The organism is Bacillus badius NBRC 15713 (assembly GCF_001591605.1).
Taxonomy (GTDB): Bacteria; Bacillota; Bacilli; order Bacillales; family Domibacillaceae; genus Pseudobacillus; species Pseudobacillus badius.
In genome coordinates this window covers 142,349-169,024 of sequence record NZ_BCVF01000004.1, presented here as the reverse complement: position 1 = coordinate 169,024, position 26,676 = coordinate 142,349, and the positions used below count along the sequence as shown (strand labels likewise).

General features: G+C 43.5%; 24 protein-coding genes. 12 read left to right on the top strand and 12 right to left on the bottom strand.

The window, feature by feature from the left end; genetic code table 11:
- Positions 1–88 precede the first annotated feature (88 nt).
- The 5 genes from BBA02S_RS03780 to BBA02S_RS03760 form a co-directional block, all read right to left on the bottom strand.
- Positions 89–589, bottom strand: a complete 501-nt coding sequence (locus BBA02S_RS03780; protein ID WP_041099640.1) for a C40 family peptidase — start codon at positions 587–589, stop codon at positions 89–91.
- Between the two features lie 585 nt (positions 590–1,174).
- Positions 1,175–2,926 carry a B12-binding domain-containing radical SAM protein gene (locus tag BBA02S_RS03775; RefSeq protein WP_041113073.1) on the bottom strand — a complete coding sequence of 584 codons (1,752 nt, stop codon included), beginning with the start codon at positions 2,924–2,926 and terminating at the stop codon, positions 1,175–1,177.
- A 26-nt stretch (positions 2,927–2,952) separates the two neighbouring features.
- Positions 2,953–3,972: an acyltransferase family protein gene (locus tag BBA02S_RS03770; protein ID WP_041113074.1), complete on the bottom strand. Its 1,020-nt coding sequence runs from the start codon at positions 3,970–3,972 to the stop codon at positions 2,953–2,955.
- A 175-nt stretch (positions 3,973–4,147) separates the two neighbouring features.
- Positions 4,148–4,582 carry a hypothetical protein gene (locus tag BBA02S_RS03765; protein ID WP_041099646.1) on the bottom strand — a complete coding sequence of 145 codons (435 nt, stop codon included), beginning with the start codon at positions 4,580–4,582 and terminating at the stop codon, positions 4,148–4,150.
- 211 nt (positions 4,583–4,793) lie between these two features.
- Positions 4,794–6,314, bottom strand: coding sequence for a PAS domain-containing sensor histidine kinase (locus BBA02S_RS03760; RefSeq protein ID WP_041099648.1), 1,521 nt, complete (start codon positions 6,312–6,314; stop codon positions 4,794–4,796).
- Between the two features lie 168 nt (positions 6,315–6,482).
- Here BBA02S_RS03760 and BBA02S_RS03755 point away from each other — a divergent pair, with 168 nt between their 5' ends.
- Together BBA02S_RS03755 and BBA02S_RS03750 are read left to right on the top strand one after the other, a co-directional pair.
- A complete protein-coding gene (locus BBA02S_RS03755; RefSeq protein WP_041113075.1) occupies positions 6,483–8,057 on the top strand; it encodes a bifunctional metallophosphatase/5'-nucleotidase in 1,575 nt (524 codons plus the stop codon).
- Positions 8,058–8,094: 37 nt separating this feature from the next.
- Positions 8,095–9,795 (top strand): M3 family oligoendopeptidase, encoded by a 1,701-nt coding sequence (locus BBA02S_RS03750; protein WP_041113189.1) that lies wholly within the window; start codon positions 8,095–8,097, stop codon positions 9,793–9,795.
- A gap of 369 nt (positions 9,796–10,164) precedes the next feature.
- Here the strand turns inward: BBA02S_RS03750 and BBA02S_RS03745 are convergent, their stop codons facing one another.
- Positions 10,165–12,312, bottom strand: a complete 2,148-nt coding sequence (locus BBA02S_RS03745; protein WP_041113076.1) for an ATP-dependent Clp protease ATP-binding subunit — start codon at positions 12,310–12,312, stop codon at positions 10,165–10,167.
- Positions 12,313–12,484: 172 nt separating this feature from the next.
- Between BBA02S_RS03745 and BBA02S_RS03740 the strand changes: the two genes are divergently transcribed.
- Positions 12,485–13,513, top strand: coding sequence for a YkvI family membrane protein (locus BBA02S_RS03740; RefSeq protein ID WP_255211741.1), 1,029 nt, complete (start codon positions 12,485–12,487; stop codon positions 13,511–13,513).
- Positions 13,514–13,607: 94 nt separating this feature from the next.
- Here the strand turns inward: BBA02S_RS03740 and BBA02S_RS03735 are convergent, their stop codons facing one another.
- Together BBA02S_RS03735 and BBA02S_RS03730 are read right to left on the bottom strand one after the other, a co-directional pair.
- On the bottom strand, positions 13,608–14,219 hold the full coding sequence (locus BBA02S_RS03735; protein WP_041099656.1) for a CPBP family intramembrane glutamic endopeptidase: 612 nt from the start codon (positions 14,217–14,219) through the stop codon (positions 13,608–13,610).
- 489 nt (positions 14,220–14,708) lie between these two features.
- Complete coding sequence (locus BBA02S_RS03730; RefSeq protein ID WP_041099658.1) at positions 14,709–14,900, bottom strand: YkvS family protein; 192 nt, start codon at positions 14,898–14,900, stop codon at positions 14,709–14,711.
- Between the two features lie 292 nt (positions 14,901–15,192).
- Between BBA02S_RS03730 and BBA02S_RS03725 the strand changes: the two genes are divergently transcribed.
- The 3 genes from BBA02S_RS03725 to BBA02S_RS03715 all read left to right on the top strand — a co-directional run bounded on the left by BBA02S_RS03725 (position 15,193) and on the right by BBA02S_RS03715 (position 17,580).
- Entirely contained in the window at positions 15,193–15,387 is a 195-nt protein-coding gene (locus tag BBA02S_RS03725) for a hypothetical protein (protein ID WP_041113077.1), read from the top strand.
- A gap of 291 nt (positions 15,388–15,678) precedes the next feature.
- Positions 15,679–16,464, top strand: coding sequence for an SDR family oxidoreductase (locus BBA02S_RS03720; protein ID WP_041099662.1), 786 nt, complete (start codon positions 15,679–15,681; stop codon positions 16,462–16,464).
- Positions 16,465–16,722: 258 nt separating this feature from the next.
- On the top strand, positions 16,723–17,580 hold the full coding sequence (locus BBA02S_RS03715) for an NAD(P)-dependent oxidoreductase (RefSeq protein ID WP_041099664.1): 858 nt from the start codon (positions 16,723–16,725) through the stop codon (positions 17,578–17,580).
- A gap of 54 nt (positions 17,581–17,634) precedes the next feature.
- Here the strand turns inward: BBA02S_RS03715 and BBA02S_RS03710 are convergent, their stop codons facing one another.
- Complete coding sequence (locus BBA02S_RS03710; protein ID WP_041113078.1) at positions 17,635–18,792, bottom strand: aminotransferase A; 1,158 nt, start codon at positions 18,790–18,792, stop codon at positions 17,635–17,637.
- A gap of 92 nt (positions 18,793–18,884) precedes the next feature.
- Here BBA02S_RS03710 and corA point away from each other — a divergent pair, with 92 nt between their 5' ends.
- Together corA and BBA02S_RS03700 are read left to right on the top strand one after the other, a co-directional pair.
- Positions 18,885–19,865 carry a magnesium/cobalt transporter CorA gene (gene corA, locus BBA02S_RS03705; RefSeq protein WP_041113079.1) on the top strand — a complete coding sequence of 327 codons (981 nt, stop codon included), beginning with the start codon at positions 18,885–18,887 and terminating at the stop codon, positions 19,863–19,865.
- 99 nt (positions 19,866–19,964) lie between these two features.
- Positions 19,965–20,867, top strand: a complete 903-nt coding sequence (locus BBA02S_RS03700; protein ID WP_041099670.1) for a chemotaxis protein — start codon at positions 19,965–19,967, stop codon at positions 20,865–20,867.
- A 208-nt stretch (positions 20,868–21,075) separates the two neighbouring features.
- Here BBA02S_RS03700 and BBA02S_RS03695 read toward each other — a convergent pair whose 3' ends face one another.
- The 3 genes from BBA02S_RS03695 to BBA02S_RS03685 all read right to left on the bottom strand — a co-directional run bounded on the left by BBA02S_RS03695 (position 21,076) and on the right by BBA02S_RS03685 (position 23,052).
- Positions 21,076–21,537 (bottom strand): YkyB family protein, encoded by a 462-nt coding sequence (locus BBA02S_RS03695; RefSeq protein WP_041099672.1) that lies wholly within the window; start codon positions 21,535–21,537, stop codon positions 21,076–21,078.
- A 190-nt stretch (positions 21,538–21,727) separates the two neighbouring features.
- On the bottom strand, positions 21,728–22,606 hold the full coding sequence (locus BBA02S_RS03690; RefSeq protein ID WP_041099673.1) for a metallophosphoesterase: 879 nt from the start codon (positions 22,604–22,606) through the stop codon (positions 21,728–21,730).
- Positions 22,607–22,809: 203 nt separating this feature from the next.
- Positions 22,810–23,052 (bottom strand): glutaredoxin family protein, encoded by a 243-nt coding sequence (locus tag BBA02S_RS03685; protein WP_041099675.1) that lies wholly within the window; start codon positions 23,050–23,052, stop codon positions 22,810–22,812.
- Positions 23,053–23,224: 172 nt separating this feature from the next.
- On the opposite strand from BBA02S_RS03685, the gene BBA02S_RS03680 reads away from it, so the two are divergent.
- The 4 genes from BBA02S_RS03680 (at position 23,225) to BBA02S_RS03665 (ending at position 26,595) form a co-directional block, all read left to right on the top strand.
- Entirely contained in the window at positions 23,225–23,476 is a 252-nt protein-coding gene (locus tag BBA02S_RS03680) for a YkuJ family protein (protein ID WP_041099677.1), read from the top strand.
- A gap of 171 nt (positions 23,477–23,647) precedes the next feature.
- A complete protein-coding gene (gene cbpB, locus BBA02S_RS03675; RefSeq protein ID WP_041099679.1) occupies positions 23,648–24,088 on the top strand; it encodes a cyclic-di-AMP-binding protein CbpB in 441 nt (146 codons plus the stop codon).
- A 119-nt stretch (positions 24,089–24,207) separates the two neighbouring features.
- Entirely contained in the window at positions 24,208–25,701 is a 1,494-nt protein-coding gene (locus tag BBA02S_RS03670) for an MDR family MFS transporter (protein ID WP_041099681.1), read from the top strand.
- A 27-nt stretch (positions 25,702–25,728) separates the two neighbouring features.
- A complete protein-coding gene (locus BBA02S_RS03665; RefSeq protein ID WP_041099683.1) occupies positions 25,729–26,595 on the top strand; it encodes a LysR family transcriptional regulator in 867 nt (288 codons plus the stop codon).
- Positions 26,596–26,676 lie beyond the last annotated feature (81 nt).

The window sequence follows — 26,676 nt, the reverse complement described above, 5'->3', positions numbered from 1 at the left end:
TGGAAATCAACAGGCCCATCCGCGAACAAACCAAAAAAGACTGAACAGCGCGGCGAGTAGCCGCGCTGTTTTCTGTGGAAGGCCGATCTTATTTTACAACTCGTTTGGCGCCTACAAATTTTGTTTTCCAATAGCTGTTTTCCATGTCAATTACGGCTACACCATTTTTGGAAGACACGCCAATCATTTGGTTTTTACCTAAGTAAATGGCTACGAAGCTGATATGATTGCCTTTTTTGCCAGTTGTATTATAAAAAACTAAATCGCCCTTATTTAATTTATCTTTTGCCACCGCAGTGCCTGCTTTATACATATCTGCAGAGCTGCGGGGTAATTTCACGCCATGCTTCCCGAATACATGCTGAACGTAGCCGGAAGCGTCAAAGCCTTTAACTGTTGTGCCGCCAGCTTTGTAAGGCGTGCCTTTGAGTTTAAGAGCATAGTCAGTGATGTTTTTAATTTGTTGTGCAGGAGTCAGCTTTTGCACAGTCTGCTTAGCCGGTGCGGCAGGCGTTGCCGCCAAAGCAGATGTTCCTGCAGAGCATACCATCATGGCTGCTAATCCTAATCCAACTAGCTGTTTTTTCATTGTAATTCCCCCTGTGAATAAAATTTGTGCAGATAGCTTGGAGCCATTTTTCCTTCTGTTGTTGTAAGGGAGGCTTCTTTTTTTTATAGCATCTGGTCCAGAAAAGCTTGTTCTTTAATAGAAAAATAAACAAACAAGGTTCGTTCAAATAACAGATTTCTTTTATAATTATCAGCTTGATCAGCCAATTAATTATTTCCCAGAAAATAACGAGACGGCTTTTTCGTATATGGCAATGGATGCACCTAGCTTGATAGAATAAAGTCGTTTAAACGTTGTCAAGTCTGAGATGGAACAAAGCTTTCAACCGGATTATGCCCGTACAAGGTCATTAACAGAAAGACAAGAGGCAGCCAAATTATCCTTGATTTTGAATCATATCCTGTATCTTTTTCTAGAAATAGCCTCCTAGACTTATGATAGCTATATTTTGGTAAAAATCAAGAGATATAGCAAAGTTTCATAAGAGAATTTACCCTCTATCCTGTGGAAAGCGAAGCGCCTGGAAGAGGAATGAACGCTTCTCATTCACCAGCACAATAAAAAAGCCGATACGTCTATCGGCTTTTTGGGGGGATCAGGTAATCAAGTTGCGCTGATGGCTCGTTCATCTTCCATGAAAAAAATCGAAGGATGTCCGGTTGCTGGCTCAAAATAAGCAATGAGATAGGCTGGATGCTTCACCCAGTGTCCGTTTGAACGCGTCATGGTTAACCGCTCAATCATCGTGTGCTTGTACACTTCTCGTTCATTTAACCCCAAACCAGCAAATTCAGAGCCGAGAAGAAGAGGGTTTTGCAAGATTTTCTGATATAAAGCCGAACGTTCTTGCTTTTCCAGAGAAGGTGACCACCAAGGCTTCCGCGGTTTATAGCGCTGATTCATTAAATAATCATATTTCATTATGCTTTCAACCTCTGCATAGCGGGCAGGGTGAGTGGCAAGCAAAAATTCTTGAAGCCGTTTGAACAAATCCTCTAGCTGATGGCCAATTCGTCCCCAGCCCTTTTTCTCCCAGTAACTTCCAAAAGATTGGAAGAAATCAAAAGGTGTCTCAAAGAAATGAGTCACGAGGTATTCAACCGTTTCATTCATGCGGTGGTCATTCCAGTATTTCTCAAGCACGTCTTCAACCTGCTTAATTCTAACGATATCATCAAATGATAATAGATTATTGCCTAGAATTTCATAGGGCGCATGATCCATATAAATGTAATCATGTTCAGCAGCCCGGATACGCAGGCCTGTGCCGCGCAGCATTTTTAAAAAGCCGAGCTGCAGCTCTTCCGGACGGAGAGCAAATACATCGTTAAACGTTTTTCGGAAAGAATGATAGTTTTCTTCAGGCAAGCCGGCGATTAAATCAAGATGCTGATCAATTTTCCCGCCTTCTTTAACCATTGTTACCGTACGAACGAGCTTTGACCAATTTTGCTTGCGCATGACAAGCTCATTGGTCGTATCATTTGTGGATTGTACACCGATCTCGAAGCGAAATAACCCTTTTGGTGCATGCTGATTAAGGAATTCGATGACTTCAGGTCTCATAATGTCCGCGGTAATTTCAAATTGAAAGACAGTTCCAGGAACATGCTCATCAATAAGAAATTGAAACATCTCCATGGCATAGCTCCGGCTAATATTAAATGTCCGGTCGACAAACTTAATCGTTCTGGCCCCATTTGCCATTAAATAGCGAATGTCCTCTTTAATCGCCTCGCGGTTAAAGTAGCGGACGCCCACTTCAATAGAGGAGAGGCAGAACTGGCACCGAAACGGACAGCCCCGGCTCGTTTCGATGTAAGTGATCCGCTTGGATAGTTCAGCTTGATCTTCCTCGAACCGAAACGGTGAAGGCAAATGGCGCAAGTCTAATTTGTTTCGCTGAGGGTTGATCTTCGGTTTTCCATTTTCCAAATACCCGATGCCGCTCACCTTGCTCCAGTCTTGCTGGCCCTCGATTTCGTCCAGCAGCTGTTTGAACGTTTCTTCGCCTTCGCCAATGACGATGAAATCTGCTTCAGGCACTCGTTCAAGCCAATAAGGCACGTCGTACGTCACTTCAGGACCGCCGAGGACAATCCGTGTATGAGGAAGCACCTTTTTCATCATTTTAATAACAGCAATGGTTTCTTCAATATTCCAAATATAGCAGCTGAACCCTAAGATGTCCGGCTGTCGTTTATAAAGATCGGTGGCGATGTTAATCGCAGGATCCTTAATCGTATATTCCGCCAGCTCTACGTGATAATCCGGTTCGGCAAAAGCTTTTAAATAGCGGATGGCCAAATTTGTATGAATGTATTTAGCGTTTAATGTGCTGAGAACGACGTTCATGAATAAGATTCTCCTTATAGCTTTTCTTAAATATTGCCTTGTTCATATTTACTAGAAAATATCTTTTTCAGCTTCGACCATCTTGTCTCAATAAATGGCTGTGCCACAGTTGTAACGACAGTGGAAGAGAGGAACATGGTTAAAAATAATGAGACAATTAACAGCAGAAAAATAGATTCTGCTGAGTCCTTCACTTCGCTTTCACGGAACGTTTTAATAACAAAGCCGTGCAGCAAGTACACGTAGAGTGTATTTCTTCCCCAATCAGTAAAAAAGAACTTCTTCTTCGGCACAAAAGCGAAAAAGGTGGCAATCATCATAAAGCTTACCACATAAATGCCAGTCCGATAGAGCATTCCTGTCGTATTAGAGCTTTCTAAATCGGCAAAAGAGAAAGAGCCGAGCAGCCATCTCTGATCGAATTCAGGAAAAGAGAGGGCGATAAGGAAAACTGCGAGTGCTCCGACCAATAAGGACAGGCGGACGGTTTTATGACCGAGCAAGTTGAAGTGCTCCTTTTTCAGGTAATACCCGATTAAAAAGAATGGGAAGAAAATAAATGTGCGCGCAATGCTCAGTATATCCAGCTGGGCATCAATGCAGCCAATAGCAGTTCCAATGGCAAATGAAACAGTGATCAATACAGCAGGCTTTAACTTCAGCCATTTAACGGAGATGACGAGCAGCAGGTTCCAAAAGAACAAGCTGAGCAGAAACCACAGCGACCAATGAGGAACAAGCAGATCTAAGTGCAATGCTTCATCTTCGTATAGGTAAAAGTAAAAAAAGGAATAGATCACTTGGAAAATAAAAAAAGGCAGCAAAATTTTTTGGGCAGTCTTTTTGACATATCCTTTTTTATAGAAGCCCTTTGCGAAAAAACCTGATACTAAAATAAACCCTGGCATGTGAAATAGGTAAATGGTTGTATACAAAGCAAAGATGACAGGGTTATCCCCGATATATGAACGAATAAAATGACCGAACACAACAAAAACAATTAAAATAAATTTTGCGTTATCAAAATAATAATCTCTTTTTGACATAAACCTCACCTGATTAAAAGTATTAGGTAGCCACCAGCTGCAATATCATTTCGAACACAACATAGCATTATACAGGAAAACCTTTTAAATCGCCATTGTACAAAAAAAGGCAGCCCGGCTGCATGACAAGAAACGAGCAGGGGATGTTTCTCTGTTTATGAAAAAACGCCGGCTGTCACGCCTGGCGTTTTAAGTTTTCTTTTATACCGAAACGATCTTCAAGTTGAATCGATAAACGGATCGCTTCGTGATAAATATCGGTTTTTATTCCATTAATAGATTGAGATTTTTTACTAGTCTCCAGCAAGTGGTCGAACAATTCCACAACAGGCGGAGAGTAGGCGAGCCATTTTTTAAATTGGCGTGCTTCTCTTTCCAGTTTTGCAGTAAAGATTTCGATTTCCGTATAAGTTGAGCGCATAGCTGTTAGTGAAAACGCATAAACAGCGGCAATGGTGCGAATGAAAGGCTCTGACGATTGCTTGATGAGTTTTTTTGCTTCACCAAGGGAGGCAATCAGCCTATAGGCTCCGATTGACGGATCATATACGTGCAAAGAGCAATTGTTGGTCCATTCCAGTGCCGCTTCCTTCCATATTGTCTGAGCCATGTTTCTTTCTCCTTTATCTCTCTGGTTGTTAATCTGAAGACGGTATCCTCATGTTATATAACCGGTTTCAGGGGAAGATAAACATCCAAATCGCTTAAATGCTGATGTTTAACATATGAAAACAAGGCCGACTAATTAAAAGCCTGCTGCAAACGGGCAAGCGTTTACGGCAGGCTTAGGCAGAAGGAGCTATTTTCATTGAAGACCATTCTTATTCGGCCGGCTGATCAGTTTGAAGAGGGAGGGTGATGTTCACGACAGTGCCAAAACCTAACTCGCTCTCTACTTCAATCGTCCCGCCAAATGACTCGATAATCCTCTTGCAGACAACAAGCCCAAGTCCTGTTCCATCTTCTTTCGAAGTAAAGAACGGCTTGAAAATTAAGCGGAGATCCTCTTTCGTAATGCCGGGACCGGTATCAGCAATTGTAATATAACAATTTTCTTTTCCTTTTAGAACCGTCAAGCTCAGCTGTCCTCCCTCAGACATCGCTTCAAAAGCATTCTTTGTCAGGTTCAAGAGAACTTGTTTCATTTGATCCGTATTTGTGCGAACCCATATTTCTTGTTCGGGAAGAGTCAGTTCATATTCAATTGAATATAGATTTGCTTCCGAACGAATCAGCGGGCTTAAATCAAAAATAATTTCTCGCATGTCTACCGTGTGGATTTTTTGGGCAGTCGGCTTCCCTAAGATTAAAAACTCACTGACAATCTGATTAATGCGTGCAATCTCTTTGTTAATGACATCAAAATAAAATTCATCCTCAGGGTGATGATATTTTTCATTCAGCAGCTGAACCAATCCTTTAATGCCTGTAAGCGGATTGCGGATTTCGTGAGCCGTGCTTGCAGCCAGCGTTCCAATCAGCTCAAGCTTTTGAGCTTCCTGCTGCATTCGTTCCAATTTAGTCTGCCTTTTCAACATCATATACTTCACAAGTAAGAAGATGATATGAAGAAGGACTACGATTGCTATGCCAAAGAGTGCTGTAAGGGGAAACAGATGCTTTTGGTTAGATTCGCTGGTTGTCACAATTAAATTCCAAGGAAGCTGAGCAAGAGGGTATTCGACAGTTTGGACGCTAGTCTCGTCGCCGAGTTTTTCATTAATCGAAAAAATCGGTATTTGTTTGGCGTTCTCAATCGACATGGAATACTCCGGAGTCAGCATTCTCATAAGGTTCTTTATGTAATCTAACCGGATGTGGGAGACGAGAATGGCTTCAACATGCTCATCTTTCATTACCGGCGTAGCGACGGCGATGACAGGCTGGTTATTGGATAAGGTCTCTGCTTCACTTGAAACAGCGATGTCTTTTGTTAGCAGTGCTTCTTTAATGTAGGGCTTGTTTCTGAGATTATACTGTTTCAATAAATCATTGGTTCCGGTGAGTAAGTTTCCTTCAAAGTCGAGGATATAAATTCCTCCGTAACGCGGATCTTTTCCAGCCATTCTTTTTAGAATAGTCTGGACTTTGTTTGGAGAAGCTTTTTTCTGATCTAAGTTGTGTACTTCTTCTTCTATGCTGACAGCAAGAATATCCATGCTGACTTTCGTTTCGTTAATAAATTGATCCAGTTGGTTCCGATGAAGAGTGGCTGCCCATTCTAATTTTTTGCGCTGCTGCTCCGTTGCACGTTCGTCTAGAAAATGGTAACAACCAACAATAGATAGAATCATGGGGAGTACAACAATAAAAAAATATATCCATCGTTCACGTTTATTCATTCAGTTTCGTCCCTTTAAGAAATTCATTGCTGTTTTATTATAGCAAACTATTCGTATTTTCTCCCCCTTATATGGCGGAAAATTTTTAAGAGGCCTGCTCTTTCAAAATGGCGGGAAAACGTGTAAGTTGAATAAAAGAATAAATAATTGGCATAGGGGGGAGAAAAAGTGAAAAAAATCCAATTGAAAATTCTTGAGACGAGTGACATGCATGGAGCGATTTTTCCTCTTCATTATGGAACAAATCAACCGGCTGCCCATGGGCTTGCCCGCCTGTCTACTGCCATTAAAAAAATACAGGAAGAGAATGACCATCTTCTATTAATCGATAACGGGGATTTTTTGCAAGGTACGCCATTGGCAAGTTTTTATTTCCGCTCCTTACGTCAGGATGTTCATCCGATGATAAAAGCGATGAATGATCTTCCGTATGATGCCGCTGTTCTGGGCAATCATGAATTCAACTACGGGTTAGCGATTTTAAACAAGGCAGCCACAGATGCCCGATTTCCTTTTTTAAGCGCAAACATTGTAGACAAAAAAGCGGGAAAGCCGTATTTTGGACGTCCGTATATAATTAAGCATTTTGCTTCCGGCATAAAGGCCGCCGTGCTTGGGGTAACCACTGGATATATCCCAAACTGGGAGAAGCCGGAGCATATTCGCGGATTAGCCTTCAACGATGCTGTCGCGGCCGTGGCGGAATGGGTGCCTTACATTAAGAAAACAGAAAGGCCGGACATAATGATTGTTTCTTATCATGGCGGATTTGAGATGGATCTTTCCAGCAAGAGACAGATAGAAGCCAGAGAAAAAGGGGAAAATCAGGCTTACCGTATTTGCACAGAGGTAGAGGGGATCGATGTTTTGCTAACCGGGCATCAGCATCGAATCGCAGCAGAATTTATAAATGGCGTTGCTGTCGTTCAGCCGGGATTCAGCGGAGCGGCAATCGCACAGGTCACCGCGGAATTTCATGTATCAGCTGGAGCTATAAAATTAGCAGATTTATCTATCGGCGTCTTGGAAGCCAAGGAATTTGAAGCGGACGAGGCACTTCTTCAGCTAGTAGAAAAAGAAGAGCGGCAAACACAGCAATGGCTTGATGAGGTTATTGGCACAATAGAAGGAAGCATGAAAATTGAAGATCCTTTTAGAGCGCGTCTTAAAGAGCATCCGCTGATTGAATTGATTAACCGGGTGCAGATGGAAGCGTCTCAGACAGACATTTCCTGCACGTCACTCTTTTATAATGAGGCAGGCGGTCTTCCTTCCCAGGTGACGATGCGGGATATTGTTTCCAACTATATTTACCCCAATTCGCTGGCTGTTATTGAAATTACCGGTGCCGAAATGAAGGAAGCGCTGGAACGTTCTGCTTCTTACTTCAGGCTGCTTCCGGATCAAACGGTTGGCGTCAGTCCGAGGTTCTCATATCCGAAGCCGCAGCATTATAATTATGATATGTGGGAAGGAATTCAGTATACGATCAATGTCCATAAGGCGCCGGGCAGCCGTGTCGAGCAAATAATTTACCGTGGAAAGCCGGTACAAGCAGACGGTTTGTACCAAGTAGTGATGAATAATTACCGTGCAGGAGGCGGCGGGGATTATTCAATGTTCAAAGGAAAAGCAATCATCAAGGAAATCCAAACTGATATGGCGGAACTGCTTGCTGACTACATAAGGAGGCACGGTGTGGTCAAGGCGGAAACGAACCAAAATTGGAAGGTTGTTTATTGAGCGCCTGCATGCTAAAGAAGAGAAGGGAGAACTGATGATGAAATTTAGTGAATATTCTTATGCCCGTCCAGATATCGATGGGGCTGAAAACGAGTTGAATAAAAAACTGCAGCAGTTTAAGGAAGCGGATAGTGTAGAAAAGCAGGTAGAGGCACTAAATAAAATGAATGAGATCCGCAATCGCATCAGCACAATGATGGACCTGTGCCATATTAGGCATACAATCGACACAACGGATTCATTTTACAAACAAGAGCAGGATTATATGGATGCCGTATCCCCAAGGATGGAGGGAATCTCTTCGCGGATGAATGAAGCGCTCTTAGCTTCTCCGTTCCGGCCTGAGCTTGAAAAACTGTTTGGCAAGCAGCTGTTTCTTTTAGCTGAAGCCCAAGTGAAAACTTTCTCGAAGGAAGTGCTGCCGCTTCTTGAAAAAGAAAATAGGCTGGCTTCACGGTATACGCAGCTCGTGGCTTCCGCCCAAATTGAATTTCAAGGAAAGACGCTGACACTTGCACAAATTGAGCCTTATACAGAATCATCGGATCGCTCCACGCGCAAAAAAGCAACAGAAGCCCGTTTTGCTTTTTTTGCCGAACATGAAGAACAATTTGATGCTATTTACGATGAGCTGGTGAAGGTCCGGACGGAAATCGCCCGCAAGCTGGGCTTTCAAAACTTTGTAGAGCTGGGCTATGCCCGCTTGAATCGAGTCGATTATCAGGCGGAGATGGTGAAGAGGTATAGGGAGCAGATAAAAAAATTCATCGTTCCGCTTGCCAATAAATTAAGAAAAACCCAAGCTCAACGAATTGGGCTGGAAAAACTCAAATTTTATGATGAAGGCTACCAATTTACAACGGGCAATGCGAAGCCAAAAGGAGAGGCTGACTGGATCATCCAGAAGGGACAGCAAATGTATAAAGAGCTTTCTGAGGAAACGAATGAGTTTTTTCAGTTCATGCTGGATCATGAGCTAATGGACCTTACAGCCAAAGCAGGAAAAGCGGGAGGGGGCTATTGTACATATATGTCCGATTATCATTCCCCATTTATTTTCTCTAATTTTAATGGGACGTCAGGGGATATTGACGTGTTAACCCATGAAGCGGGACATGCCTTTCAGGTCTATTCAAGCCGTGGATTTACTGTGCCGGAATATTTATGGCCGACGTATGAAGCGTGTGAAATTCATTCGATGAGCATGGAATTTTTCACTTGGCCATGGATGAAGCTGTTCTTTAAAGAGGAGACCGATAAATATCAATATGCACATTTGAGTGAAGCGGTTTTGTTCCTTCCTTATGGAGCAGCGGTTGATGAGTTCCAGCACCGGGTATATGAGGAGCCGGATTTAACGCCTGCAGAAAGAAAAGCCGTTTGGAAGGAGATCGAGAAGGCATATTTACCGCATCGCGATTATGATGGCATGTCTTATTTGGAAGCGGGCGGCTTTTGGCAGCGTCAAGGGCATATTTATGAAGTTCCGTTTTATTATATCGATTATACACTTGCCCAAGTCTGTGCATTGCAGTTCTGGAAAAGAATGCAGGAGGATAGAGAACAAGCTTGGGAAGATTACATGAAAATTTGCCGGGTCGGAGGCAGCTTGTCTTTTACAGAAATTGTCGAGCTTGCCCGGTTAACTTCACCGTTTGAAGACGGGTGTATGGAGAAGGTTCTGGAGCCTATTGAGCAATGGCTTGACCAGGCGGGAAGCCGCTTGATGGACCAATAAGAAAAAAGCGTCTGATCGTTTCAGACGCTTTTTTCTTGTGGATGGAGGCGGTTGATGTCCTTTCCAAGCTGGCTGTCCCGCTCATCTTGCAGGAGTCTTTGCGTCTTCCGTTTCAATCAACAGAGTGGATAAAGCTAAGGCAGCCGTATAACCGTACTGGTTTTAAAATCAGTACAGATGATCCTTGCTTTCGGTGCCATGCATCTCAAGGAAATGGCCTGAATAATCGAATGGGAGAGATTTGTTGTTCTCTTAGAGGCTAAGCTCGACATCCGCTTAAAAAAACAAAAAAGGGGCCGGAATGATTTCATTCCGACCCCCTTCTGTCGACAAGCTGAAGTATTTGTTATTTTCAGGCGCTTTTGCTATTTAAGCTGCAACAATACAAATTTCCTTGTCTTTCATTATTGCTTTTAATTGTTTCGTTTCCGGATGATCCAAGATAAAGTCGGCGATGCCATCTTCAAGCTTTTCTTGAATCACGCGGCGGAGCGGGCGAGCACCAAATTCCGGATGGTAGCCAAGTTCACTTAGCCGCTCCTTGACCTCATCTGTCACATCAAGAGTCATTGACTGTTCTCTAAGCGTGACATTCAATTCTTCGAGCATTAATTCAACAATTCGCTGCAAGTCTGCTTTTTCAAGAGATTTAAATTCGATGATATTGTCAAAGCGGTTCAAGAATTCCGGTTTAAAGAAGCTGCCGAGTGAATCTAAAATAGAGCTTTCTTTTACCGCATTATTTTTCTCAAAGCCGACAGTAATTGTCTTGCTGGATGCTCCGGCATTGCTTGTCATAATGATGACAGTGTCTTTAAAGCTGACTGTCCGGCCTTGGCTGTCAGTCAGGCGGCCGTCTTCGAGGATTTGCAGGAACATATGCTGCACATCCGGATGAGCTTTTTCAATTTCATCAAGCAAAATAATGCTGTATGGATTGCGCCGCACTTTTTCTGTCAACTGTCCGGCTTCTTCATGGCCGACATATCCCGGAGGAGAACCGATTAATTTAGAAACACTGTGTTTCTCCATGAATTCACTCATATCCAGGCGAATCATGGCATCTTTGGAACCGAATAATTCTTCGGCCAGTGATTTAGTCAGCTCTGTCTTACCGACGCCAGTCGGACCGACGAATAAGAAGGAGCCGATTGGGCGGGTTTTGGATTTCAATCCGGCCCGGCTGCGGCGAATCGCTTTTGCCACTTTTTGCACAGCCTCAGCTTGTCCAATCACTTTTTTTGCTAAGTTGTCTTCCAGATGTTTCATGGCTTGTTGTTCATCTTCTTGAAGTTTGCCGACAGGAATGCCTGTTTTTTCTTCAATTAATTGCTGAATATGTTCCATTGTCACAACTGGACGCTCCGCTGCTTCAGATGTACCTTGCAACTTTTCCTCTAAAACGGCTTCTTCATCACGCAATTTCGCTGCTTTTTCATAATTTTCCTGCTGCAAGGCAGCCTCTTTTTCTTTAGCAATGTTAGTCAGGCGCTCATGGATCGATTCTTTATCCTGTGTATCGATCGTTAAGTTTAATTTGGAGCCGGCCTCATCGAGCAAGTCAATCGCTTTATCCGGCAAGAAACGGTCCTGGATATAACGATGGGACAGTTTTGCACAAGCTTCAAGCGCTTCTTTTGTAAACGTTACCTCGTGGAAATCTTCATAACGCTTTTGCAGCCCCAGCAAAATGTGCATCGTTGCTTCAACGGTCGGTTCGCTTACTTGAACTGGCTGGAAGCGTCGTTCTAGTGCAGCATCTTTCTCAATTTGGCGATATTCTTTCAATGTAGTCGCACCGATCAATTGCAGTTCGCCGCGGGCAAGCGCTGGTTTTAAAATATTGCTGGCATCCATGGAGCCTTCGGCAGATCCGGCGCCAACGATTAAGTGAATTTCGTCAATAAAGAGCAAAATATTTTTCCGGCGCTGTAATTCCGCGATCAGCTGCTTCATTCTTTCTTCGAATTGTCCACGGATCCCTGTGTTAGCTACAAGAGAGGCCACGTCTAATAAATAGACCTCTTTTTCTTTTAATTTAGCGGGCACATCGCCTTCTGCGATTTTTAAAGCCAAACCTTCCGCGATGGCTGTTTTACCTGTACCAGGTTCCCCGATAAGCACCGGATTATTTTTGTTTCGGCGGTTCAGTACTTCGATAATGCGGCTAATTTCTTTTTCCCGTCCAATCACTGGATCAATCAAGCCGGCTCTCGCCATATTTGTTAAATTGCGGCCGAATTGGTCAAGAAATCCGTTGCCGCCGCCGTTATTTTGCTTCGGTTCTATATGAGGCGGCTGAGAAGCTTGGTTGTTCATAGGAGAAAATCCAAAACCTTTCATTAAATCGTCAAAAGGAAAGCCTCCAAATTGCTGGAAGTTCATCGCATCATCTCCTATTTGCTTTTTATTTGTTTGGTAACAGCTAGAGCATAAGTAAAGCTGTGTTGTTTTTCCGTTAATATTCATGCGGAATTGGACATTGGCTTGATGTTGCTGGCACTTTTGACACAACATACACTTCATTCCTTTCCGTTTTATTTTATGATAGATTTTTTGACTTTGACTAACTTTGACTTTATTATACTCTGACCTTTTTTGACTTTCAAGTATTTTGTGGGAAAATTTTTTTGTCCTTCTTGAAAGTGAAAGACAAGCATAAGGTGAATTAACACAACTAAAGCGGGGGATGGCGTTGAGAACATGGGGAGGGGCCTGCCAAATAGCAGCCGTTTACATAGGAACCATCATCGGTGCAGGTTTTGCGACCGGAAAAGAAATTGTTCAGTTTTTTTCTCAATATGGCCTGTACGGACTAGGCGGAATTGTTGTAAGTGGCTGGCTTTTTATTTTTCTCGGAGCGAAAATTATGTTAAAAGCTGTTGAGGTGAGGGCGGCGTCTTTTGAGGAGTTTAACTCTTATCTTTTCGGTGAGAAGTTCGGACTGGCAGCAACCTTCATTCAATTTCTCATGCTTGTCGGGGTAACGGGGGTTATGCTTTCCGGAACGGGGGCTTTGTTTGAGGAAAGGTTTCATATCCCGGGAAATGCAGGGATCGGACTCACCCTTGTGATTGGTTTTTTAATTGTCAGAAAAGGGATGTCGGGCTTGTTTGCAGTAAATATATTTGTCGTTCCGCTTATGATCATTTTCCACTTGTACGCGGCGGGGGAAGCGGCAGCTCAGCCGGCTTTTTTGGAAAACCTATTCACAAGAGTGACAGAGGGGCCTGCCTGGAAGCTGTGGACCTCCCCGTTCAGTTATGCGGCATTTAATTTAGCTTTAGCCCAAGCAGTGCTTGTTCCGCTTGCTTTTGGCATAAATGATAAGGAGACGATCAAAAAAGGGGCTTTCCTTGGCGGCGCTGCGTTAACTTGCTTAATGCTGGCCAGCCATATCAGTTTAGTTCAATTACCCAATGTGAGTGAGTACGACATTCCAATGGCTCAAATCGTCGAACGCTTAATGCCGGCTTTTCACTTTATATATGCCTTTCTTATTTACGGAGAAATCTTTACGTCTGTAGTCGGAAATGTTTACGGATTAAAGCAGCAGCTGTCCACCCATTTTTCCTGGTCGCCGTCTGTTTTGCTCTTATTGATATTTTCCGCCGGTTTCTTGTTAAGCCAAATTTCGTATGGAACGCTGCTTAGCTTGTTATATCCGCTGTTTGGATTAATTAGCCTAGTTTTTCTTATATTGCTGTGGAGAAAGTAACAGCGGACCGCAAGAAGCTGTCCGCTGTTAGTGAGTGCTGTTTTTCCTTATTGTCTTCCCTTATTGTCTTCCCAACCTGCCGCTTTGTCGTTCATTAGAAAAGCGGAAGCAGCACAATCAAGAGCACGTCAAATACAAGATGGGAGATGATGAGCATGGGAATGCTGCGCTTCCACACGTATAACGACCCCCAGAATAAGCCAGCCATAAAAGCAGCCAATACCCAGATGAGCTTATCTGAATAAAGGAAGATGGAGGCGTAAAGAGCGGAGGAGGCAATAATTGCCGTTAAGTCATTGAAATAGATAGAAAGGCGTTTTTGGACAAAGCCGCGCCAGAACAGTTCTTCCCCAGGAATGAAAACTAAGATCAATACAACATAGTGCCAGGAGAACTGCGGAGAGTACCATCGGTAAATGCTTGCTACTTGTTTTTCCAATGAAAATGGAAGAATCGGAAGCAGCAGATGCCCTATAAAGAATACCGCATATAAGAGCAGTCCGGATAACACACCATATTTTAAATAGCTTCTGGTTTTTTGCTTATCATCTATTTTCTCGCTGATAATAGCGAAGCTAATGAAAAAGAGATTTGCAGCTGTGTATAAATACCAAAAAATGTCGCGATCTGAAAACGTCATGTATAGCAGCACGTGTGCCAGCACTATGCTTACAATCAGCCGCCAATCTTTCATAAGTGCCATCATTTTGAACTCCTTTCTTTTCCTGCAGAACATACACAGCCCTTATTTTAACAAAAGGCGGTTGAAAATAGAATGAAAATTCCTTGTCATTAATAAAAGGAAGCTTCTTCTGTCTTTCGCATGTAAATGGAGTGTGTTGCTTTTCACTCCAGGCGCTTCGCTTTCCGCGGGGCGGGCGGTGAGCCTTCTCGGCGCAAAATCGCCTGCGGGGTCTCACCTGACCCGCTGCTCCCGCTGGAGTCTGCGCGCCTTCCGTTCCAATCAACGGAGTGCATAAAAAGAGGATAGTCGTATAGTCAGAAGAAGAGAGCCAGCTGGCGTTGAAAGGATTCGGAAAAGGCCTTAATCGTGGATTTGGAGAGAGCGGCTGTTCACTCCAAGTTTTTGGAGTGGAACAAAAATCAAAAAGGGATTCGGAATAGGCTTATTCCGAACCCCTTTTGTTGACAAGCTGAACTGCCGGCTGTATCAGGCAGCAGCTAAAGATAAAAATCAAGCATTTATAGAAGGCGCAATAATTGTATAGTTTTTATGGTTAACAACCGTTTTTTCTTCCATTTCTAATTCTCTGAAATTCTCCATAATTGTCAAATCAACGATTACTGAATTCTCATTGACCTTTTCAACGATGCCTTGTAATCCATTTTTAAATTTAATCACATTCCCCACTTCTGCTTTCGTCATCTTTCTCTCTCCTTTACAGATTAAATTAAAAAGCTGTCCTCATGGTTTTCAAGATGTTCATAAATGTTGTCAATCAGCCCAATCACAAGAACATAGACGATGTCTATGTTCTCTGATTGTTTCTTAAAGGCTTTTATATTAAGCTTTTGAAAGTAAGGACTAAAAGAACGAGGTTGAAACATTTTGGTATTATAATAAATTGTAAATGAATTACTTTACAGTGTGCCTTATTTTTGTAAATGAGTAAAGCATTTTGCCTGATAAGAAGAAAAATTCAGAAAGAAGGGAAAGTATGACTGCAGCAGACGCACAACAGTTAATGGATCAATTAAAAAATGGGGAGATCGCTGAATGTCACGTCAGCAAAGAGCATTTTCTCGTTTTTCAGCATGAGTTGGTGCAACGGAATGATTTTAAACACTTTAGAGGAATAGCCCAGCGCGGCGGCTCCGTTATCTACCATTATACGGAAGGAGCAAGAAGTTAATAAAAAATATTTAAAAACAGGTTTAAATCGGAAAAGACGGGCAATAATAGATACCAGTATATGATAAGACTTACTTAAGCCTTTTCATTCTCATTTTTCCCCCACTTTAATCCAGACAGTGATTGTCTGGATTTTTTTTGCGTTTTCAGAAAAAGTGATCAGAGAGTGAAGCCGTAAGCGCCAGCGCCCTTGTTACAAGTCTATTTAGAACGATCATTATAAATAACAAATGAAGGAAAATTCTAAATATATTATAATAGTACAGAGACTACTGCAAAGGAGGCGGTTCAAGTGGATGGTTCTTTTCGAGGGAAAACGGCGTTAGTTCTTGCCTCAAGCCAAGGGCTGGGAAAGGCGATTGCTGCAAAATTGGCAGAGGGAGGAGCTAACGTGATGCTCGCCAGCAGAAGCGGCGAAAAGCTGGAAGAAGTGAAACAGCAGCTGCAAAAGGGGAGCGCAGGGCAGATTGAGTACACAGTATGCGACATGACTAAGCCTGAGGATATTCAAGCATTAGTTCAGAAGACGGCAGAGATATTTGGCTCCATTCATATTTTAGTCAACAATTCGGGAGGACCGCCTGCCGGTTCATTTGAAGATATGGCAGATGAGCAATGGCAGCAGGCGTTTGAATTGAACTTATTGTCTTACATAAGAGCGATAAGGGCGGCTTTGCCTTATTTAAAGAAACAGGGCGGAAAAATTATTAATATCGCTTCCTCTTCTATTAAAGAGCCGATTGCCGGATTGATTTTGTCTAATACCTTTCGGACAGGGATTGTAGGGCTTTCGAAAACGTTGGCGGAAGAGCTGGCTGCTTATGGGATTTTAGTGAATACAGTAGCGCCGGGCCGAATTGAAACGGATCGCTTAAAGTATCTTGACGAAATCAATGCTGAAAAGCAGGGAGTGTCTGTAGAGCAGTTGAATGAGCAGATAAAGAAGAAAATTCCGCTGGGCCGTTACGGGCGGCCGGAGGAATTTGCTAACGTTGTGGCTTTTTTGGCTTCTGATGCCAATACGTATATGACTGGCAGCAGTTTTTTAGTAGACGGAGGCATGATTCGTTCTATTTAATCAGGCGGCTGCCCGGTGGCTTCTTTTGTTTTCCGGTCCATACATAAGCAGCAGACAGTATCCCGTGATCAAAAAATAATAAGCTAAAAAAATTTCTTTAAATGGTTTAATCCGGCAGAAGAGTGGGAAGTATATAACCAAGCATGATCAATTGGAGATTCTCACTCACAACCCCCTTTTCTTGGGACCTGCCGCAGGGCAGGTCTTTTTTTTGTGAAGAATGGGTTTTGTTTTTAACTAGTAAAGGTGGAGAAAAGAATGAAAATTGGATTTATCGGTACAGGAGTAATGGGGAAAAGCATGGCACATCATCTGCAGAAAGCGGGGCACTCGCTGTTTCTTTACACCCGTACGAAAGGAAAGGCGCAAGAACTTCTAGACAACGGGGCTGTATGGTGCCCCACTCCGGCGGCAGCCGCCCGCCAGGCAGACGTGGTGTTTACGATAGTGGGCGAGCCTCAGGATGTAGAAGAAGTGTACTTAGGAGCAGAAGGGATTTTAACCGAGAGCAGCAAGGGGCAAATTGTGGTGGATATGACGACCTCCCAGCCAAGCCTTGCCCGCAAGATTTTTGAAAAAGCGCTTGAGAAAGGAGTAGATGCCTTGGACGCTCCTGTATCAGGAGGAGATACAGGAGCCAAAAATGGCACCCTCGCTATTATGGTGGGCGGCAACAAGGAGGCCTTTGAGAAAGTATTGCCGCTCTTCCAAACTTTTGGAAGCAATATTGTGTATCAAGGAGAAGCAGGAGCCGGCCAACATACAAAGATGAGCAATCAGATTGCGATTGCGACCAACATGATTGGCGTATGTGAAGCACTTTTATACGCACGCAAGGCCGGACTGGATGTGGACAGCGTACTGAAAAGCATTTCCACTGGGGCGGCAGGCAGCTGGTCTTTATCCAATTTAGCACCGCGAATGGTGAAAGGCGATTTTGCTCCAGGTTTTTATGTGAAGCATTTTATCAAGGATATGAAAATAGCAATTGAGGAATCAGAAAGAATGGGGCTTGAACTCCCGGGATTGTCCCTTGCCAAAAAGATGTATGAGGAGCTTGCTTTGCAGGGCGAAGGAGAGAGCGGCACCCAAGCGCTGTTTAAATATTGGAATTAGCCGAAAAGAAAAAAAGCACCCGGATGCGGCCTGTATAGGCAGCTCCGGATGCTTTTACTTGTTTGTTGTCTTGAAAAAGGCTTCTATGCGATCAAGCCCTTTTCGCAGCTCTTCCATTGAACAGGCAAAGGAAAGACGAAAATAGCCCTCTCCAAATTCAGAAAAAGCGCTGCCGGGCACAACGGCTACTTTTTGTTCCATCGCCAGCCTATAGCAGAAGTCAAAAGAAGAATCCTCAATATAGTCTGGAATGGCGACAAAGAAATAAAAAGCGCCGTCTGGTTTAATCACGTCAAGCCCCATATTAGCTAATCGGTCAAATACATAGTCCCGTCGTTTCTTATATTCAGTGCGCATCGGCACGGCGTCATTGATGCCGGCTGAAACAGCTTCTAAAGCTGCCATTTGTGAGATAGAGGATGCACAAGAAACATTGTATTGGTGCACTTTTAAAATATGTTTGGCGATAGCCTCCGGTGCAAATAAGAAGCCGATTCTCCATCCTGTCATTGCGTGTGATTTAGACAGTCCGTTTAAGACGATCGTTTGCTCACGCAAAAAGGAAGCGATGGATACGTGAGGCATATCAAATGTCAGTTCGCTGTAAATTTCATCGGCGATCACAAAGACTTCTTTTCCTCGCAATAAATCAGCAATGTCTTTTAACTCTGCTTCTGTTAAGCTGACGCCTGTCGGATTAGACGGGTAAGGCAAAATGACTGCCTTTGTTTTATCCGTCAGCGCCTTGCTGATTAAATCAGCCGTCAGTTTAAAGCCGCTGGCCCGTGTATCGACTGCGCGCACTGTTGCTTGACACATGTGAATGATTGGCTCATAGCCGGGATAGACCGGTCCGGGCAAAATGACTTCATCCCCAGGTGACAGGACTGTCCGCAATGCAATGTCAATGGCCTGGCTGGCCCCCACAGTTACGATCACTTCCGAATCGGGAGAATAAGTAATATCATATTTGCTATGTACAAAATCCGCTGCCGCTTTCCTTAACTCCAGAAAGCCGGCATTGTGTGTATATGTCGTATAATTATCAGTAATAGCTGTTTTGCCGGCTTCTTTTACATGGTCAGGCGTTGGAAAATCAGGCTGTCCGATAGTAAGGGAAACGATATCGTCCATTCCGCCGACCAGGTTAAAGAATTTGCGGATTCCGGAAATTTGAATGTTCTTTACTCTTTCATTGATCAGGTGTTCCAATGAGGTTTCCGCCTTTCTGTATGGATATACTATATTGTAGCATTGAAAGCGGCAAACAACAGCGAAAATAGAGAAAACAATGGTGAAAAAATATGATAACAACTTGCCTGTTAAAAACCGATGGCCAACTCGTCTTTGATTCTGCCCTTGAAGAAACGAAAGCGGCAGATACAGTATGGTATTGGGTTGATTTTTTCAACCCGGATGAAGATGAGGCCAAAATGCTCAAGAGCTTTTTTCATTTTCATCCGCTGGCTGTTGAAGATTGCTTAGATAATCAAAGCGGCCGGCCTAAGCTTGATTTTTATGAAAACCATGCTTTTTTTCTTGTTCATTCTCTCGATCAGCGAACGCTTGAAGGAAAAGAGGCGGGAGTATTTATGAACAAGGAAATGATCGTAACTGTTCATCAGCAGCCCATTAATGAAATCAATGAAACTTTGGAGGGGCTTATCGAAAACGAGCGGCTTCGCCAAGGGCCGACCGCTATTTTGCACAGATTGATTGACAGGCTGGTCGATGAGTATTTTCCGCTCGTTTACGAGGTGGAAGATGCGTTAAACAGCATGGATGAGGAGCTGGATACAAACTCGCGCAGCAATATAATCGACCGTTTGTTTGATATCCGGCACGATATGTCAAAGTTAAGGCGCACAATTATTCCAATGCGCGATCTTCTTTACCGGTTGTTGAATTCTACCCGGCTTGAGTATATAGAAGATCGGCATATTTATTTCGGCGATATCCATGATCATTTAATGAAATTAGTTGAAATGCTCGAATCGTACCGCGAATTTTCCTCAGATGTCCGTGACAGCTATTTATCGGTCAATTCAGATAAGATGAATAATATTATGATGACGCTCACAGTTATTACAACGATTTTTATGCCGTTAACGTTTATTGCGGGCATATATGGCATGAACTTTGATAATATGCCTGAACTGCACACTTCATACGGTTATTTTGCGGTTCTTGCGGTTATGGGTGTTATTGCCGTTGGGATGTTTTTGCTGTTTGTAAAAGCGGGATGGCTTCAGCTCGGCCGCAAGAAAAAACGGCGTTTAAAATAAGGATTTTCTGATCGTCTTAAAGCTTCATCTAAATATTCTTCAAAAAAGACCGACATTATTAATGAGATCATCAATTATATTTTATAAGGGGAAAAATAAATGAATAGTGAAAACGGGATCTTGCTTGAAAGCGGAACGAATGAACTGGAGATTGTTGAATTTGAGGTGCGCGGCAATAAATATGGAATTAACGTGATTAAAGTAAAGGAAATTATTCAACCGGTAGCTGTCACCTTTATTCCGCATGCACATGAGCATATTGAAGGAATTATCCAGCTGCGCGGAGAAGTGCTTCCATTAGTTAATATGGCGAAAGTGCTGGGCCTGTCTGGAGAAGAACTCGGAGAAACAGACAAATACATCGTCACCGAATTTAACAAGCAAAAAGTGGTGTTCCACGTTCAGAATGTAACGCGGATCCACCGGATTTCCTGGGAGGATATCGAGAAGCCGTCCGATATGTATCAAGGAGGCAGCAGCCAGGTCATTGGAGTGATCAAAATCAATGGTGAAATGATTTTGCTGCTCGATTTTGAAAAGATCATTGTCGATATTAATCCGCAATCAGGCATTCATGTTGCTCAAGTGAAACAGCTTGGCAAGCGGGAGCGTTCAGAAAAGCGCCTGGTAGTAGCGGAGGATTCTCCGCTGTTAAGAAAATTAATTAATGACACATTAGCGGAAGCCGGGTATGAAGTGGTTGATTTTTTTGAAAATGGCAAACAGGCGCTTGAATATTTGGAAAGCCAGGCTGCAGAAGTTGCTGCCGGCCAAGGGCCGCAGCTGTTGATTACGGATATTGAAATGCCGCAGATGGATGGCCATCATTTGACTCGGAGAATCAAAGAGAACACCGAGCTGAAAGAGCTGCCAGTGATTATTTTCTCTTCTTTAATCACGGAGGATTTGCGCCATAAAGGCGTAGAGGTAGGAGCAGACGCCCAAGTCAGCAAGCCGGAAATTGCCCAGCTGATCAAGCATATTGATCAATTTGTTCTTTAACGGCTAAAGAAAGACCTGTTGAATGCAGCTTGTAAACGGGATAAATGAAAAACACCTATTAGGCTCGGTCCAGGAGCTGCCTAATAGGTGTTTTTTGACGGGAGTACACGCATTGCCCTCAGCCTGTTGCGGAGTCTATTCCAATCAAGTCAGGGCTTTCAAAACAGGCACATTTTAAAAACGCTGACTTGAGAAGCTTAGCGGCTTTTTAGTAAGACTGGCCGAGCGGCTTAAACACCGGTTTGCGGTACTGTTTTTTTCGAGGAGGAGAAGAGTCATCCTTTTCGATAAAACCGGTATATAATTGCAGCATTCTCTTTGCTTCTGTCAAATTCATATAAGTTTTCGGATTGCGCTTTTTTTTATCCAGACTTCCGAAGTGGGGAAGGGTGGAAAAATCTTCTTTGCAAGGCGGAATATGAAACGTATATTCACCGCATACGACAAGAACGTCTGACTGTTGCTGGCTGTTCTTCGGATTATTGGAAAAGTGAAGGCCGGCTTTCTCTGCCCGTCCTTCCTGTATCATTTTCAAGAGTGCTTTTTTCTTTAGTAAATACAAATATTTAGGGTTTGTAGCCGTCTTAGCGTGCCGGTTGACAGTAAAGATTGCTTTGGCGAGGTTAGAAGTAGATGGAGAATGGGCAGGAGATTCTTTGTAAGCATTCAATGAAAAGACTCCTTTCAGACTAATTTTAAATCATTATACCTTTTTTTCAGTTGATTGAAAAGTATCAGACTAATTTAATTTTGCCGGCGGCAAGGGAACTTATAAGTATTGTAGAGCAATTGCAAGGCATGTCATTGATGAGGGAAGCCTTTATAAAAAGGCGCAGAGAAAGCGCGTTGGCAGACTTTCTCTACCCTTGTTTAGACTTCAAGGTGAACACTGTAATCTCTGGAACGGACAAGAAGCGAAAAGGCAGCCGTGTGGTACCAAGACCCCGGTTGACATAAAGAGTTAATGCTGTATTTCCGTCCACCTGATATTCACCTTCTTTATAAATTTCTGCATAGGGGGGAGTGTACAACGCCCCGTACCATGGCAGCTGAATTTGTCCTCCATGCGAATGTCCGCTTAACTGAAGATGAATGCCGGCTTCAGCGGCGTCCTTCGCTAGATCCGGGGCGTGGGAAAGGAGAACGAGATATTGTCCGGCTCTAGCTGATTTCTTTGCCTGGCTTAAGCTTGGCTGGCCAAGCGAAGCATCATCTACACCAAGCAGGTGAATCGTTTCCTGCAAATGCCGCAGTTCCACCGAGCTGTTTTTTAAGAGCTGAAATCCTGATTTCTTCATAATGGATGCATATAAGTCTGTTCCGTAACCGCCATGATCATGGTTTCCGTAAACGGCAAACTTGCCTAACGGAGCCTCTAGCTTTTCCAACGTTGCAATTACAGTTCTGATCTCTGCTAATTCGTAATTATCCGGTCTGTCCAGTAAGTCACCGGTGAAGAAAATCAAGTCCGGACGCAGGGATTGGATCTTTTGTACATGCTCCTCCAATTGCTTTAACGTATATTGGAAGCCTAAGTGAGTATCGCTGAATTGAACGATGCGCTTGTTGTGAAAAGCTCGGGGAATGAGCTCATGAGCAATATCCAATTCGGTGATTTCCAGCCGCTTTGGCTCGATGAACCTGGCATAAGAATAACCGCCTCCTGCCAGTCCGAACAAAGACAGCAAGAAAGCCGCAGACTGTTTTAAAAATGACCGGCGGGAAAGTTTTTTTGCCATATTTCTTCACTCTTTCAAATGGAGTTGGTCCCCTTTATCGTAAAGAAAACAAAGAGGTTTATAAATGATTTTGCACTGCCTGCGGCGGAGAATGGAGGTCAAATAAGGGGTTCCTTCCGGTTGGCTTGATTTTTACCCCGTATCGGCATGACAGCAAGAAAAAAGGATGAAACAGAGCATTCGCCCTGCCATCCTTTGAACTTTCACATGCCGTATTTATTTAATACGCTTGTTAATTTTTCAAGGTCAAAGCCTGTTACCGCTTCATTATGCACAACGACGGTTGGAGTGGAGGAAGCATTCCATCTCGTTTGCCACTCGTTTTTCGCTGAATCATCCTCTGCGATATTTTTTTCCTCGTAGCGGACTCCGCGGTCGTTTAAAAATAGTTTAGTGATCTGACATGGAGGACAATCCGGCTGGGTATATAAAATAACAGGCTTCATTCTGTTTCTCCTTTATTTCTTTTGACTAGAATATAAAAAATAAAATAGTTGGATATAAAATAGATGTATGGTATATTTCTTTTGCCTATTTATTTTATATCAAACAGATACGGAACAGTCAAAACCAAAATAAATACCCAATAGCATAAGGTGAAAGGAGCCAATCAATTTTATGTCACAATTAACAGGCATTATTCAACGCTTAAAATCATTACAAGAAGGTGGAGAAACCGGAGAAGTGCAGCAGCGCTTATTTGAAGTGAACGGCAAGACGCTGTGCCAAGTAAAGTTTTTTCCGGGAAAAGATACGTTTGAACTAGAAGTATACGATAAAGATGGAAAAGGGCATAAGTATCCTTTTGACGATATCGACATGACTGCCATTGAAATCTTTGAGCTTCTTCAGGAAGAAAAGCAACAGTAATCACCGCCTTCTTGTCCGCCCTGCTTATCATTAAGCGGGGTTTTTGAGCAGTCATGGAAATGGATGGGGAAAATTTGCTATAATGAAAGAAAGCACTTTAAACAAATGAAGAGTGCCAGCGTACATTATATGGGAAAGCACTCAGAAAAGTGTAAAGGGGTAAGTAATCAGATGATTTCCTTCGAAAGTAAAGATGTCCTCCACACGAACATTATGGATTATATCATTCCTGCTGAGAAAGTTGCCCACGTGCAACCTGGGAATAATTTAGAACATGCTTTGCTCATTTTGACGAAGAGCGGATACACGGCCATTCCGGTGTTGGATGCTAAGTACCGGCTTCAGGGACTGATTAGTTCACCGATGATCACGGAAGCGATTCTCGGACTGGAGAGAATTGAGTTTGAGAAGCTTGAGCATATGAAGGTCGAAGAAGTGATGGCTACTGATAAGCCATGGCTCACCATTCATGACCATTTTCGGAAAGCGCTTGGGTTATTAATCAACCATCCTTTTTTGTGCGTAACGAACGAAGAAGGTGAGTTTCAAGGAATACTGACGAGGCGAGTGATTTTAAAGCAGCTGAATTATCATGTAGATCAGCTTAAATAACGCTCATTTTTATTTCTGGCCGGGTTCCCTTCAGGCAGAGAAGCGCGAGAAATGCGAAAGCTTCTCTGCCTTTGCTGTTGATGGGCCGGCTTTTTTGATAGGTTTGTAAGGGGGATGTTATGGTGGATAATGCGCTTTGCAAAGAAAGAAAAGCGACAAGGCGCCCGTTTGTGCTGGCAGCAGTTATTCTTGCGATGTTTATGGGAGCAATTGAAGCAACCATTGTTTCTACTGCCATGCCTGCGATTGTAGCGGATTTGGGCGGCTTTTCTCTTTACAGCTGGGTATTTTCAGCCTACTTACTGATGAATGCAGCGACAGTGCTCATTTATGGAAAGCTGTCTGATATTTTTGGGCGAAAGCCTGTATTAATTATTGGCATTTTAATTTTTCTTGTGGGCTCTTTTTTGTGTGGTTTAGCAGGATCTATGGAGCAGTTAATCTTCTTTCGCCTTCTTCAGGGGCTCGGTGCCGGAGCGGTCATGCCAATTGCCACCACTATTGTTGGCGATATTTATACGAAAGAAGAACGGGCAAGGGTTCAGGGCTATCTTTCCAGTGTCTGGGGGATTTCAGCTGTAACCGGCCCGGCGCTGGGCGGCTTGCTTGTAGAATTTGTCAGCTGGCGCTTTGTTTTTTGGATTAATTTGCCGCTGGGGTTGCTTGCCATTGCCGGTTTGCTGCTGTTTCTGCATGAAAGCATTGAAAAGAAAAAGCCGGAAATCGATTTCGCCGGCACGTTTGTCTTTTTAGTCTCTATTTCCTGTCTGATGTTTCTGCTAGTAGAAGGCGGTTCTAAATTCCCGTGGTTATCGGGACCAAGCGCTCTTTTATTTGCTGCCGCGGCTGTTGCTTTCATTTTGTTTATTTGGATAGAGCGGCGCGCAGCTTCGCCTATGATGCCTTTTAGCTTGTGGAAGGTGCGGTCGATCTTGATCGCCAATATTGTTTCTCTTACAACAGGAGTCATGCTGATCGGGATTTCAAGCTTTCTCCCTACTTATGTGCAAGGAATTATGGGGGAAAGTGCCACAGTGGCCGGATTCACGTTAACAGCCATGTCGATTGGATGGCCAATTGCTTCCACGCTTTCTGGAAAACTGCTTTTGTCGATCGGCTATCGCAAAACAACCATGCTCGGGGGAGTGTCACTTATTCTCGGCAGCGCCTTGTTTGTTTTCATGAGTGCCGAAAGCGGTCCTTGGTGGGCGGCGGTTTCCTCTTTTTTTGTGGGGGTAGGTATGGGACTTACATCTACGGCTTTCATCGTCTCCATTCAAAACTCTGTACAATGGGATCAGCGCGGAGCGGCGACTGCAGCGAATATGTTTATGAGAAATTTAGGGAATACAGTAGGAGCGGCATTGCTCGGCGGCGTTTTGAACAGCCGGCTGCAGGCTTTCTTGCAGAGCCAGCCAAATGAGGATGTGCAATCTCTATCTGTTGACTCTATTAATGAACTGCTCGGCGGGGAAGGCCATCGCCTTTCAAGCGAAATGTTTCATACCCTGCAGGAAGGGCTGGCCGGTTCATTGCATGCGGTTTATGTTGTGGTCTTCATTTTTGCTGTGTTCTCATTTCTCTTCCTATTGCTATTAAAAAAAGGTGAATGACTCGCTTGAAGTTCGGAGGAAAAGAACATGTTATTTTCAGAATTTCAGTTACTAAAGGTGTTAGCCGAAGAAATGAATATGAGAAAGGCAGCGCAGCGTCTGTTTGTTTCACAGCCGGCGCTTTCCCAGCGGCTGCAGACGATAGAGAAAGAATGGGGCACAAGGATTTTTAACCGGTCGACGAAAGGGCTGTCGCTAACGCCAGCAGGAGAAATCATCGTTCAGTTTGCCTCTGAAGTCGTCGAGAAGCGGGAAAAGGTGCTTGAAAATATTCATGCCCTTGAATCGAAGGTACACGGTACATTAAAGATTGCTTGTGCATCGATTGTGGGACAGAAGTGGCTGCCAAAAGTGTTGAAACAGTTTGTAAAAAAGTACCCTCATGCCAAGATTTCATTGATGACAGGGTGGAGCAGCGAGATTTCCAAGGCCCTTTATGAAGGGGAAGTGCATATTGGAATCATTAGGGGAACGCCGGAATGGAAGGGCCGGAAAATCCACTTGTTTGAGGACAGCCTCTATCTGGTCGACAAAGAAATCCGCAATGTCGAAGAGATCTTAACGTCTGACAAGCCGTTTATACAATTTAAAAGCGATTCAACGTATTATCAGGAAATTCAAGAATGGTGGCACCGGCAATTCCAAATGGCACCGAAGCAATCGATTATTGTTGACCAGATTGAGACATGCAAGCAAATGGCGTTCAACGGCATCGGCTACGCCATCCTGCCAGCCATTACATTAGATGAAGCGGAAGGAGATGTGTACAAGCTGCCATTGCTTGATGAAGAGCAGCGGCCTATCCGCCGGGATACGTGGCTGCTTGGATATGATGCTGCTTTTGAACTTAAGCAAGTACAGGCTTTTATTGAAGTTGTGGAGGAATGCAAGTAGAGAAAGCGCACGCAAAAATAGTCTTGTGAAATTTTCTTTACTCTGATAAATTAAGAAGAAATGCGGAGCCATTTTCAGTTT